This is a genomic window from Ottowia thiooxydans, from assembly GCF_040548795.1.
Classification (GTDB): Bacteria; Pseudomonadota; Gammaproteobacteria; order Burkholderiales; family Burkholderiaceae_C; genus Ottowia; species Ottowia thiooxydans_A.
The window spans coordinates 151,806-164,946 of the sequence record NZ_JBEPSH010000005.1 but is presented as its reverse complement, the minus strand read 5'-3'; the positions used below and the strand labels follow the sequence as shown (position 1 = coordinate 164,946).

The 13,141-nt window shown below is 59.0% G+C and carries 5 protein-coding genes; all 5 read right to left on the bottom strand.

Annotation, left to right across the window (positions count from 1 at the left end):
• Positions 1–170 precede the first annotated feature (170 nt).
• The 5 genes from ABIE13_RS12880 to ABIE13_RS12860 all read right to left on the bottom strand — a co-directional run bounded on the left by ABIE13_RS12880 (position 171) and on the right by ABIE13_RS12860 (position 12,905).
• Complete coding sequence (locus tag ABIE13_RS12880; RefSeq protein WP_354443991.1) at positions 171–1,619, bottom strand: efflux transporter outer membrane subunit; 1,449 nt, start codon at positions 1,617–1,619, stop codon at positions 171–173.
• Positions 1,616–4,807 carry an efflux RND transporter permease subunit gene (locus tag ABIE13_RS12875; protein ID WP_354443989.1) on the bottom strand — a complete coding sequence of 1,064 codons (3,192 nt, stop codon included), beginning with the start codon at positions 4,805–4,807 and terminating at the stop codon, positions 1,616–1,618. Before ABIE13_RS12875 ends, ABIE13_RS12880 begins: the two co-directional genes overlap by 4 nt.
• A gap of 18 nt (positions 4,808–4,825) precedes the next feature.
• Positions 4,826–6,067 carry an efflux RND transporter periplasmic adaptor subunit gene (locus ABIE13_RS12870; protein ID WP_436278409.1) on the bottom strand — a complete coding sequence of 414 codons (1,242 nt, stop codon included), beginning with the start codon at positions 6,065–6,067 and terminating at the stop codon, positions 4,826–4,828.
• A gap of 310 nt (positions 6,068–6,377) precedes the next feature.
• Positions 6,378–12,167, bottom strand: a complete 5,790-nt coding sequence (gene uvrA / locus ABIE13_RS12865; protein ID WP_354443985.1) for an excinuclease ABC subunit UvrA — start codon at positions 12,165–12,167, stop codon at positions 6,378–6,380.
• A 270-nt stretch (positions 12,168–12,437) separates the two neighbouring features.
• Positions 12,438–12,905 (bottom strand): HU family DNA-binding protein, encoded by a 468-nt coding sequence (locus tag ABIE13_RS12860; RefSeq protein ID WP_436278418.1) that lies wholly within the window; start codon positions 12,903–12,905, stop codon positions 12,438–12,440.
• Positions 12,906–13,141 lie beyond the last annotated feature (236 nt).

Sequence of the window (13,141 nt, the reverse complement as noted above, 5' to 3'; positions counted from 1 at the left end):
TGTCGAAGCGCCGCGTGAGGCTTCGACAGGCTCAGCCCGAACGGTGTTTGGAGTTTGACTGAGCAATGGAACCTCAGCCCGAACGGCTCTAATCGATCAACCGCAACTCGGTATTGATTGTGCCGAGCAGGTGCTCGGCGGTCCGAGACAATCCCCAGCACGACAACTTTTCAGGACTGCGCGACCGCCTCACGCCCACCGAGGGCTTTCCATAGCGTGACGCGATTGATCTGCTCTGCCAGGCGAAGAGTGAGCAATGTTTGCTGGGCTGCGTACAGGCTTCGCTGGGCGTCCAACACGGTCAGGTAGTTGTCTGCTCCGGATGTGAACCTGGCCTCTGACAGGTCGAAGGTTTTCTGGGTCGCCTGCACCATGGCTTCTTGTGCACGCAGTCGCTCGCTCCATTGGGCGCGGTCGGCCAATACGTCAGACACTTCCCTGAATGCCGTTTGCACGGCTTTGTCGTATTGCGCTACTGCAGTGCGCTGATTGGACTCAGCCACCTGAACGCCGGCCTGCAAGCGGCCCGCATCAAAAATGGGGATGCGGATCAAGGGAACAAAACTCCAGGTGGAGTTTCCGCCGCCAAAAAGACCGTTGAGCTCATTGCTGCCAGTACCCAGGCTGCTTGTGAGCGATATAGTGGGGAACATGGCTGCCCGGGCAGCGCCAATGTTGGCATTCATGATGCGCAGGTTGTGCTCGGCCGCTTGCAGATCAGGGCGCTGAAGCAGAAGTGAGGACGGCAGGCCTTCAGGCGAAGGCAAAAGCGCCGTGGCCCCGCCACTGGACGAACTCATCAGGCTTTCCGCTGGCAGCAAGTTTGCGGGAACCGGGCCACCGACCAGCAGTTGCAAAGCGTTGCGACTCCGGTCCACTTGAGAGGTGAACGCTGCGACATCGCCCCGGGCCGTCTCAACCGTGGAAAGGTTCTGCGCAAGCACCAGGCCGGAGGTGGAGCCGATGTCAAATATCTTCTTGGTCAGCTCGTACGATTTCTCTCGCGCCTCCAGGGTGACTTTGGCCAACTGCAAGCGCGCCTTGTCTGCAGCCAGATTCAGCCAGGCATTGGTGACATCCGCCACCAGCGCAATCTGCACGTTTTGCTGGTTATCCTCAGATTGCAGAAAACTTTGCAGTGCAGCCTCATTGAGGTTGCGCACGCGCCCCCAGAAATCGATTTCGTAGCTGGCAAAACCGAGCTGGGCAGTGAACTGGTTGTTGACACTGGAACGGCCGGTACTGCTCAGGTCTTCTGCGATACGAGTACGGGACGCCTGAGTTTGAGCATTGACGGAGGGCAACAGATCAGCCCGTGAGATGCCGTATTGAGCGCGCGCTCTTTCGATGTTCTCGATGGCTACTCGCAAGTCACGGTTGTGGCTAAGCGCCAGCGCCACTACCTCACGAAGCTGCGCATCCTGGATCCAGGTTTGCGCTTGCGCGAACGCCAGGCTGGCTTCACTGGCGATGACGGGCGTACCAGCGCCGGGTGACAGTGTTTCAGGCACTGCAAGCGGAGGCTGCTCGTATTTGGGTGCAACGTTACACGCTGAGAGCAAAACGGCTGCCAGTAGTGCAGCCGTCGCCGGCTGCATGATGGTGATGCTTTTCTTCATGCGGCAGATGTCTGAGAGTGGGGGTCAGTAGCGTGGGGCGCTGTCGTTGGCGATTCCGCCGCATCGTCAACACGGGACCGGCTCTTGAACCAGCTGCGAATCAGCAGGAAGAACACCGGAACCAGAAAGAGCCCCAGAACGGTAGAAGCCACCATGCCGCCCAGCACCGCCGTGCCGATGGCGTTGCGGCCTCCTGCGCCAGCGCCCGTTCCTATGGCCAAAGGCAGCACACCAAAGCCAAAGGCCAATGACGTCATGAGGATGGGGCGCAGTCGAATGCGAACGGCTTCTACGGTCGCATCAAACACATTTTTTCCTTGTTCCTGCAACTGCACCGCAAATTCCACGATCAAGATGGCGTTCTTTGCGGCCAATCCCACAGTGGTCAACAGGCCTACCTGGAAATAAACGTCATTGGTCAAGCCCCGTGTGTAAGTGGCCAGCAAGGCCCCCACCACACCCAGCGGCACGGCCAGAATGACGGAGAAGGGCACGGTCCAGCTTTCATACAGCGCGGCCAGGCACAAGAAGACGAACAAAATGGAGATGGCATAGAGCAGTGGTGCCTGAGCGCCTGACTGACGTTCCTGCAACGAGGCTCCGATCCACTCATAGTCAATGCCGCTTGGCATTTCCTTCAGAATGTCCTGCACGATCTGCATGACCAATCCGGAGCTGACGCCCGGTGCGGCGTTACCCGCCAACTCGTACGAAGGTGCACCGTTGTGGCGCATCAACTGCGGCGAACCGTACGCCCAATACGAAGTCGAAAAAGCGCTGAAAGGCACCATTTCGCCATTCTTGTTCCGCACGGTCCACTTCGCAATGTCCTGCGGGAGCATCCTATGCTCGGCGTCCCCCTGAACATACACCCGCTTGACACGGCTGTTGTTCAAAAAGTCGTTCACATAGGTGCCGCCCATGGCACTGGAAAGCACGCTGTTGATGTCCGCATAGGACAGATTCAGCGCCGCAGCTTTTCGGTCATCGATGGACAGTCGCAGCTCGGCTGCGTCATCCAGGTTGGTGGAGCGCACATTGGTCAGTTCGGGGCGTTTGCGCGCCTCGGCCACAAACTTGTCCTTGGCTGCCAGGAGGGCGGCATGCCCCAGGTCATTCATGTCCTTGAGTTGGAAGTTAAATCCGGCACTGGAACCCAATCCACGAACTGCGGGCGGCATGTTGACGAAAATGCGAGCATCTCTAATGGATGCCATCTCCCGCGTTGCCTTGTGTGCAATGGCCGAGGCCGACTGCTGTTTCAGCGGTCGCTGAGCCCATGGTTTGAGACGAACAAAGCCGCGTGCTGAACTTTGGTCACCGCTCAGACCAGACACCTGGTTGAAGCTGATGACATCGGGCTGTTTCTCAAAGTACTCTCGCACTTGATCCAGAACGTCCTGCAAGCGCGCATCCGCCGCACCTGAAGGCAGGTTGATGGTGACGGTCACAAAGCCTTGATCCTCTTCAGGCAGGAACGAGGTAGGCAGCCGCGCGAAGAGCAACCACGCGACGCCCACAATAGCCAGAAAGACCAGCAGCATGCGCTTGGACCGGCGCAAGATTCCACCAACGCCCCGTTGGTAACGGTCCGCAGTGTTGTCGAAGTGGTAGTTGAACCAGCGGAAAAACCGGTCGCTCAAGCCAAACAGACCACGGCGTGGTGCCGCATGAGGGTCCATATGCGCTGGTGGCTTCAGGATAGTGGCACACAGCGCAGGCGTCAGTGTCAGGGCCACAAAGACCGAAAGGACCATGGCCGCCACAATGGTGATCGAGAACTGTCTATAGATCACCCCGGTTGAGCCGCCAAAGAAGGCCATCGGTACAAACACCGCCGACAGCGTCACACCGATGCCGATCAAGGCGGGCGTGATCTCTCGCATGGAGTGTCTGGTGGCCTCCTTGGCCGGCATGCCGGTTTCATGCATGACGCGTTCAACGTTCTCCACGACCACAATGGCGTCATCCACCAGGAGCCCGATCGCCAACACCATGGCAAACATGGTGAGGGTGTTGATGGAAAAGCCCGCAGCCGAGAGAATCCCCAGTGTTCCCAGCAGCACCACCGGCACCGCAATGGCAGGAATCAATGTCGCGCGGAAGTTCTGCAGGAAGAGGAACATCACCAGCACGACGAGGACCATCGCCTCGCCCAATGCCATCACCACCTCCTTGATGGAGGCGCGCACGAAAGGCGTGGAGTCCGAGCTGACAAAGTAGTCAATCTCATTCGGAAAGAAGGGCTTGAGATCTGCCAGCTTGGCAGCCACTGCGTCCGACACTTCCATCGCGTTGGCGCCATCGGCCAACACAATGCCCATACCGGCCCCCACCATGCCGTTGATCTTGGACTTGACCGTCAGGTTGTCCGCGCCCAGCTCGACCCGCGCAACGTCCTTGATGGTCACGATGGAGCCATCGGGCGAGGTCTTGAGAACCACGTTTTCAAACTGCGAGACCGTCTGCAATTTGGTACGCGCAGTGATGGTTGCATTGAGCTGCTGGTTCTCCAGCGCTGGCAAGGCACCCAACTGGCCGGCAGAGACCTGCGCGTTCTGCGCATTGAGCGCACTGATCAGATCCGAGGGCATCAGCGAAAATTGCTGCATGGCTGCGGGATCCATCCAGATCCGCATCGCGTAGCTGGTGCCGAAGACGTTGACGTCACCCACACCGTCAATGCGGGCAATGACATCCACCAGGTTGGCGTTCAGGTAGTCGCCAATATCCACCTGGTTCATGGATGGATCCGTGGAATAAAAGCTATAGGTCACCAGGAAATCCTGGCCGCCCTTATTCACAAATACGCCCCGGCTCTTGACGGCCTCGGGTAAGCGGTTGGTAGCTGCCTGAAGCTTGTTCTGCACCTGCACCTGGGCCACGTCAATATTCGTGCCCGGCGCAAAGGTCAATGTGGTTCTTGCACGCCCCGCACTGTCTGCAGTGGAGGTCATGTAGAGCATGTTGTCGATGCCCTTGAGCTGCTGCTCAATGATCTGAGTGACCGAATTCTGGACGGTTTCAGCCGACGCACCTGTGTATTGCGCACCGATCGTCACTTGCGGCGGTGCAATGTCGGGGTATTGCTCCAGCGGCAGCTTGAAGATGGACAGGGCCCCCGCAAGCATGATGATGATGGCAAGGACCCATGCGAAGATGGGCCGGTTGATGAAAAACTGGGCCATGTGCTGGGTACTTCTGGGTTACTTCTGTTGATTCGCAGCTCGTAGTGCGGCAGCGGCGGCCTGCGGATCCACCTTTTTGTCGCCGCTCTGCGGGCGATCACCCCCTTCTACAGCGTTCACCTTGTCACCGGGCTTCACGCGCTGGAGCCCGTCGATGACCACGCGATCACCGTCCTTCAAGCCGGTCTGCACCAACCAGTCAGTGCCAATGGCGCGGCCCAGTTCCAAAAACCGCTTTTCTAGCGTGCTGTCTTCTTTCACCACCAGCACACTGGCACGGCCCTTCAGGTCCAGGGAGACAGCCCGCTGAGGCAACAGAATGGCATCAGGCGCCAGACCCGTAGGGAGTTTGGCCTGTACATACATGCCAGGCATCAGCACGCCATCAGGGTTGGGAAATACCGCACGCAAAGTCACGGTGCCCATGGTGGGGTTGACGATCAGGCCAGAAAAGCGGAGCTTGCCTTCATGTTTGTATTCGCTTCCGTCCTCCAGAGCGATGCGAACAGACAGCTGCTCGCCATCCAGCTTCTGGTAGATCCCCGCTGCCAGATCGTTCTTGAGCTTCAGCATCTCCGAAGTGGACTGCGTGAAGTTGACGTACATGGGGTCCATCTGCACGATTTCTGTGAGCGGCGTGGTCTGGTTGGCTGTCACCAGAGCTCCAGGCGTCACGCTCGACAAGCTGATCCGACCGGAAATTGGCGCCTCAATGCGGCTGTAGCGCAGGTTGATACGGCCATTCTCGAGATTGGCTTTCGCCACTGCAACGTCCGCCGCAGACTGCTTGGCGGCTGCCTGGCTTTCCTCATACGCCTGTTGGCTGATAGCCGTAATCTTGACCAACTCCGCGTTGCGCCGTGCGGTGGCCTCCAGGGTTCGTTGGCTGGCCTCCGCTTTGGCCAGCACGGCCATGGCACTGGCTTCTGCTGCACGAAGGCTGGCAGCGTCCAGTTGATAGAGCTGCTGCCCCTGTTTGACCAGCGCCCCCTCGGTGAAGAGGCGCTTTTGCACGATACCGGTGACCTGAGGACGGACCTCGGCGCTCAGAAAAGCCGAGGTGCGGCCGGGCAAGGTGGTGTCCAGCCGTTGGCTTTGCTTTTTAAGCACAGTGACACCCACTTCAGCTACGCGAGGCTGCGCCGGAGGGGTGGGCGCACTTTTACCGCATCCACTCAGCACTGCAATTCCCAGCGCAAACGCCGCCCAAGCAGCTATGCGCGGATTCAGCACTCTAAGCTGCGAATGACTCAGCGGCATTCCCAGCCCGCGTCGGGGGAATGGCGGGATCGATTGAAATTCCGCTGCGTTTCTCTGGAAAAAACGCCTGGTTGACGTGGCAAGCATTATTGGAAATCCGGATGTCAATGAGCCGTATTCTTAGGGCGCAATGTTGATTTGTGTAAAGCGGCGGGCTAAATGTAATCTCAAGTTGCGATCGTTGCACGAAGAGTTACAGAACGGTGAGGAGTTATGCACGGCTGGCGCCAATGCGAACAGCCAAGCCCCTGCAAGCCAGCCATAGGACTGGCTGAACTTGCTTTTGTTCCGGACTTTGCAGACTTGGCAGCTACCGCGAAAGCACTCTCTTGAGCGCCTCTCCAGTGTGGGTGCCCATCTGCACCACCGCTTCAGGCGTTCCCACAGCCACCAGCCGGCCGCCGCCGTCGCCACCCTCGGGGCCAAGGTCGATGACCCAGTCAGCTTCAGCGATAAGGTCCAGATCATGCTCAATGACCAAGACGCTGTGGCCGCCATCAACTAGCCGATGCAGGACATGAATAAGCTTTTCCACGTCTTGCATATGCAGGCCGACCGTTGGTTCGTCCAGGACGTAGAGCGTGTGCGGCGCCTTCTGACCCCTTCTTCCTACGTCGTCACGCACCCGCGCCAGTTCGGTCACGAGCTTGATGCGCTGTGCCTCCCCCCCAGAAAGCGTCGGTGAGGGCTGACCCAGTGTGAGATAACCCAGCCCCACGTCTTTAAGTAGCTGCAAGGGGTGTGCGATATTGGGCATGGTGCTGAAAAAGCCGACCGCCTCATCCACTTCCATGCGCAGTACATCGCCAATGCTCTTACCGCGCCAAGTGACCGCCAGAGTCTCTGGATTGAAGCGGGCGCCATGGCAAACCTCACAGGGCACCTTGACATCCGGCAGGAAGCTCATCCCGATGGTGCGCATGCCCTGGCCTTCGCAACCCGGGCATCGCCCCTCGCCCGTATTGAAGCTGAACCTCGCCGGGCTGTAGCCGCGTGCTCGCGCCTCCAGCGTCTCGGCGAACAGCTTGCGCACCGTGTCCCAGAAACCGATGTAGGTAGCGGGGCAGGACCTTGGAGTCTTGCCAATGGGAGTTTGATCAACCTCAAGCACTCGGTCGATCTTCTCGAACCCCCGCAGCCCCGTACATCCGGCCAGGGGTGGCGCCTTGCCAGCGTCCATGGCGTCGCGTCCAGCCTTGGTTGCGCGTTGACCCACCCAGGCTGCCACGTTGGCCAACAGTACATCACGTGCCAAAGTGGATTTTCCTGACCCACTGACTCCCGTGACCGCAACCAGCCGCTTGAGAGGCACGGCCACGTCGACGTCTTTCAGGTTGTGCAGGTTGGCTCCCAGGACCGACAGCGTGGTGTCGGCTGCGAACTCAACCGGACGGCGCATCTGAGCGGGGTGGCGCATCGCATCGCGCAGATATCGGCCCGTGGCGGAATCCGCCGCAGCTTCAAGGTCGGCAGAAGTCCCTTGAGCGACCAACTGCCCGCCGCGCACGCCAGCGCCCGGGCCGATGTCGATCAAATGTTCGGCTTGGCGGATGGTGTCTTCATCGTGCTCTACCACCACCAGCGTATTGCCTTTGTCGCTCAGCGTTTGCAGAGCGTTCAGCAAGATGCGGTTGTCTCGTGCGTGAAGGCCAATAGTGGGCTCATCCAGAACGTAGCAAACGCCCTGCAGGTTGCTACCCAGTTGGGCCGCCAGCCGAATACGCTGCGCCTCGCCACCACTCAGTGTAGGCGCGCCCCGGTCCAGCGTCAGGTAGCCCAGGCCCACTTGCTTGAGAAAATCAAGGCGGCTCTTGATCTCAGGGACCAGGTCGCGCGCGATGTCCGCATCCCGCCCCATCAGGTGAAGGGATTCGAACCAATCTCGGAGGTCGTGCACACTAAGGCGCGCCAGTTCCGTGATACCAATGTCAGCTTGATCTCCAGAGGCTTGATTGTCTCCACTACCGCCTGCGGTGGCGTGAGCCGGCTCCAGCAGCACGGCACGCGCGGTTGGGTTCAAGCGCGTGCCGTGGCAGCTTGGGCAAGCCACGTCCGCCACGTCTTCAATATCGGGTTCGGCAAACGTCTGCTCGCGTCCTTTCTGATCATCGGCCAGGACGGAATCATCTAGAACCTTGCGCTGCTCCTTGGTCAGCTTGACGCCTGTGCCCACGCAGTCTTTGCACCAACCGTGCTTGCTGTTGTAGCTGAACAAGCGGGGATCGAGTTCGGCATAGCTCGTCGAACAAATAGGACAGGCCCGTGTGGTAGAAAACGCATCTACGCGGCCAATACCTTTGGTTGACCGGCCCTCTTGCATCGCGGAGCCCAAGTCGCCGAGATCGCTCAATACCTGGACGACACCTTTGCCATGTTCCAGCGCCCGTGCAATGGCTTGGCGCAGCTGCGTCTCATGGGCAGGTGACACGACCAGACTCAGCACCGGGAGCTCAATATTGTGTTCCTTGAAACGGTCGATGCGAGGAAATCCGGTGGTAGGCAGAAATTCGCCATCCACACGCAAATGCGTGTAACCACGTGGCCGCGCCCAATCGGCCAGCTCGGTGTAGACACCCTTGCGGCCCACAACCAAAGGCGCCAGCAGGCCTATGGTCTGATCCCGATAGCGCGTCATGATCTGAGCGGCAATACGCTCAGGGGTTTGCGGCTGTACCGCGGCACCGTCGTGAATGCAGTGCTGCACACCCAGCTTCACGTAGAGCAGGCGCAGGAAATGCCACACTTCGGTGGTCGTGCCCACCGTGCTCTTGCGACCGCCACGGGACAGACGCTGTTCAATGGCCACTGTAGGCGGTATGCCATAGACAGCATCCACATCAGGCCGACCGGCAGGTTGCACGATGCTGCGGGCGTATGCGTTAAGCGATTCCAGATAGCGCCGCTGCCCCTCATTGAACAAAATATCGAAGGCCAGCGTGGACTTACCCGAACCCGATACGCCCGTGATGACGTTGAACTTGCCGCGCGGGATTTCCACGCTGATGTTCTTCAGGTTGTGCTCGCGCGCATGAATGATTTCGATCTGGTTCGAGCGCTGAACCTGCGGCTGTGCGGGCAAATACCCCGCATGGGCTTCCTTCAGGCTAAGCGTTGATCGATTGGCCATCAAAATTTCATACTCGCGCAACGCAGCGCCGGTATGAGACCGAGGGTGGCGAGCAACTTCGTCCGGCGTACCTTGCGCTACGAGTTCACCACCTGCCTCGCCGCCTTCGGGCCCGAGGTCAATCAGCCAGTCACTGGCACGCATGACATCGAGGTTGTGCTCAATCACGATCAAGGAATGGCCGGCATCCAGCAGCTTGCGAAACGCGCGCATGAGTTTGGCGATGTCGTCGAAATGCAAACCTGTGGTGGGCTCGTCGAACAGAAAAAGCGTGCCCTTGGTGGCTTTGGGTTGCTTGCTTGCTGTGCTGCTTTTGGCCGCCTCAGCCAGAAAGCCCGCAAGCTTCAAACGCTGTGCTTCTCCCCCGCTCAGCGTGGGCACCGGTTGGCCCAGCTTGACATAGTCAAGACCTACGTCCACCAGCGGCTGCAGCACCCTGACGACCTCTCGGTCGCGTGAAAAAAGGCCAACGGCTTCGGCCACCGTCAGATCCAGTACATCAGCCACGTTCAGGAACACGCTCCCGCGCTCTGCGCTGAGCCGCTCTATGGTGACTTCAAGAATCTCTGGCCTATAGCGTTTTCCGTCGCAATCCGGGCAGCGAAGGTACACATCAGAGAGAAACTGCATCTCCACGTGCTCAAAGCCGGATCCTCCGCAGGTAGGGCAACGGCCATCGCCTGAGTTGAAGCTGAACTTGGCCGCGGTATAGCTGCGTTGGCGGGCCAGCGGTGCGTCGGCAAACAGGGTGCGAATGGCATCCCAGGCCCCCACATAGCTGGCGGGGTTGGATCTCGCCGTCTTGCCAATAGGCGATTGATCGACAAAGACCACCTCGCTGAGATGATCGGCACCGAGCAGGCGGTCGTGCGCGCCAGGAGACTCCGTGGCCTTGCCAAAATGCCGGAGCAAAGCAGGCGCCAGGATGTCCTGGATCAAGGTGGATTTTCCGGAACCGGAAACGCCCGTCACAGTGACCAGGCGCTGCAAGGGGAAATCGATAGAGACATTCTTGAGGTTGTGCTCCGTTGCACCTTCAAGAATCAGCCGAGGGGTGTTGTCTGCCACAGGACGGGCAACGCCACCGGCTATGGTTTTCCGCCCCCCCAGATAGGCGCCGGTGAGCGTGTCGGCTCCGCGCAATTGTTCCGGCGTTCCGTCGAACACAATGCGTCCGCCTAGCGTGCCCGGCCCTGGGCCGAAATCAAGCACGCGGTCCGCGGCCATCATCACGGCGGGGTCGTGCTCGACTACCACCAGGGTATTGCCCGCATTCTTCAGCCGCTGCATGGCCTGCGTGATACGGTCCATGTCGCGCGGGTGCAAACCGATGCTGGGCTCGTCCAGCACAAAAAGCGTATTGACGAGGGAAGTGCCCAAGGCGGTGGTCAGGTTGATACGTTGAACCTCACCGCCGCTCAGCGTCCGACTCTGGCGATCTAGCGTGAGGTAGCCAATGCCCACGTCGCAAAGGTATTTCAATCGCGCCTGGATTTCCTCAAGTATGAGTTTCAGGGCCTGAGCGTTCGCATTGGCGGTTTTGGCCTCTACCGCATGCTCTTCTGCACTTCCCAAGCGCGCAAAAAACCGCTGCAAGCGCTCCAGGGGCAGCAGCATCAGATCGTGCAGGCAAAGCCCGGGCAAGGCCTCAAGCTGCTCGCGTGACCACATGACACCCACTGGCATGAAGCGCTGGCTGGAAGGCAGCTCTGCATCCGCATCGGCGCGTGTACCGACGCGCCACAGCATGCTTTCCAACTTCAACCTCGCCCCCCCGCAATCAGGACAAGTGGTGTAGCTGCGGTATTTGGACAGCAGCACACGGATATGCATCTTGTAGGCCTTGCTCTCCAGATATTTGAAGAACCGCCGAATGCCATACCACTGCTTGTTCCAGTTGCCTTCCTTGAAATTGGGGGTGCCTTCGATCACCCAGCGTTGCTGGTCGGCCGTCAGCTTGCTCCATGGCGTGTCGCGGGGAATGCCCGCAGTCTCTGCATGGCGCATGAGATCGTCCTGGCACTCGCTCCACGCCGGGGTCTGAATAGGTTTGATCGCGCCTGCACGCAGCGTGAGCCTGTGGTCTGGGATCACCAAACCCCAATCCACCCCGATGACCCGCCCGAAACCGCGGCAGGCTTCACAGGCGCCGACTGCGGAGTTGAAGGAAAACATCGAAGGAATCGGCTCGCGGTAGCGCAAATCGCTGTCAGGGCAATGAAGGCCCGTAGAGAAGCGCCACAGATCAGGCTCCCCCTCTTCTCGCAAGGCATAAACGTTCAGACGCCCTGCTCCGCGTTGCAACGCCACTTCGATCGCTTCGATCACGCGCGCTTGCTCCGCACTGCTCATGCGAAAGCGATCAGCCACCACGTCCAGGACCTTGTTGGTGCCCCCATCAGGTGCCACAACTTCGCGCTCGGCCTGCACCTTGGTAAAACCACTCGCAGATAGCCATTGCTCAACTTCCTCTGCGGAGGTGCCTCCTGGCAACTCCACCGGGAAGGTCACCACCAGCCGGGGGTCGCTCAGTTGCGCGGCGCGCTCTGCCAGCGTGCTTGCGATGGTCTCAGGGGTGTCATGCCGTACGGGTTGCGCAGTCTGGCTGTCGAACAACTGGCCCGCACGCGCAAAAAGCAACTTGAGATGATCATTCAGCTCAGTCATTGTGCCAACCGTGGAGCGCGAACTGCGAACCGGGTTGGTCTGATCAATGGCGATGGCTGGGGGTACGCCTTCCACCTTGTCCACCGCAGGCTTGTCCATGCGGTCGAGAAACTGGCGTGCATAGGCACTAAAGGTTTCAACGTAACGGCGTTGTCCCTCGGCATAAAGGGTATCAAACACCAAGCTCGATTTTCCTGAGCCACTGGGGCCCGTGACCACCGTCAGTTCACCGGTGCGGATATCGAGATCGAGGTTCTTCAGATTGTGCTGGCGAGCACCGCGTATGCGGATCAGCGGAGAAGACATGAGGCGGGTCCAACGGGTAGAGGCGGGAAATTCTATGCCTCCTACGTTAACCTTGCCTGCGCCAGTGCAAGTTCCTTGTTCCTGCTCAATGACTTGGAGTTCACAAAAGTCCGTTCGCGCTGAGCTTGTCGAAGCGTTGTGCAAGGCTTCGACAAGCTCAGCCCGAACGGTCTAGGGGGTGTCATCAATTACGACCCCATTGATCGCACAAGAGACGATCATTGAACAGACTCTGCAGCGTACTGCGTACGCCGCAGAGTCTATTGCGGCTTAGGCTGCTGCGTCCTTGAGCTTTTTCAGAGCACGCGCTTTGATACGCACGCTAGCTGGTTTGGCTGGGAACCAACGCTCTTGACCCGAGAATGGATCTTTGCCGAAGCGTTTTTTCTTCGCTTCGATTTTCTGCACGCCAATCTTGAGCAGGCCGGGCAATGTGAATTCGCCTTGGCCTTTCTTGTGAACAGCACCGAGCACGGTGGCTTCGAGCGCGGCCAACACGGCCTTGACGCCTTTGGATTCCACGCCAGATTGCGTTGCCAGATGCTCCACCAGTGCGGCCTTGGTAAAGGCTTCTTTGACAGGCTTGATGACTGCTGAAGCTTTTGCCACAGGTGCTGCTGCTTTCTTCGCAGGAACAGCTTTCTTGGCAGGAACGGCTTTGCTCACGGGCTTGGCTGCAACGGCTGGCTTCTTGACGGCCTTAGGTGCAGCAGCGGCTTTTTGAACTGCTTTTGCCACAGGTGCTGGCTTCTTCACAGCCTTGGCCACTGGAGCGGTTTTCTGAACAGCCTTGGTCACAGGGGCAGGCTTCTTAGCGGCCTTTGTCACAGGGGTTGGTTTCTTGATGTTCTTCGTCGCAGTTGCCATTTAGCTTCCAGAAAGTTGGTTTTAAAAGTCCTGCCTTTATGTGCAGGTGACCGCATTCTAAGAAACTCTCTTTTCGCAAAGCTGAAAAACACGTCAATCAACTCTTG

What these genes read in the sequence shown, in the direction of transcription:
- ABIE13_RS12875 (WP_354443989.1), bottom strand. Translation starts at nt 4,807, where the DNA reads ATGGCCCAGTTTTTCATCAACCGGCCCATCTTCGCATGGGTCCTTGCC.
- ABIE13_RS12870 (WP_436278409.1), bottom strand. Translation starts at nt 6,067, where the DNA reads ATGCCGCTGAGTCATTCGCAGCTTAGAGTGCTGAATCCGCGCATAGCT.
- ABIE13_RS12880 (WP_354443991.1), bottom strand. Translation starts at nt 1,619, where the DNA reads ATGAAGAAAAGCATCACCATCATGCAGCCGGCGACGGCTGCACTACTG.
- uvrA (WP_354443985.1), bottom strand. Translation starts at nt 12,167, where the DNA reads ATGTCTTCTCCGCTGATCCGCATACGCGGTGCTCGCCAGCACAATCTG.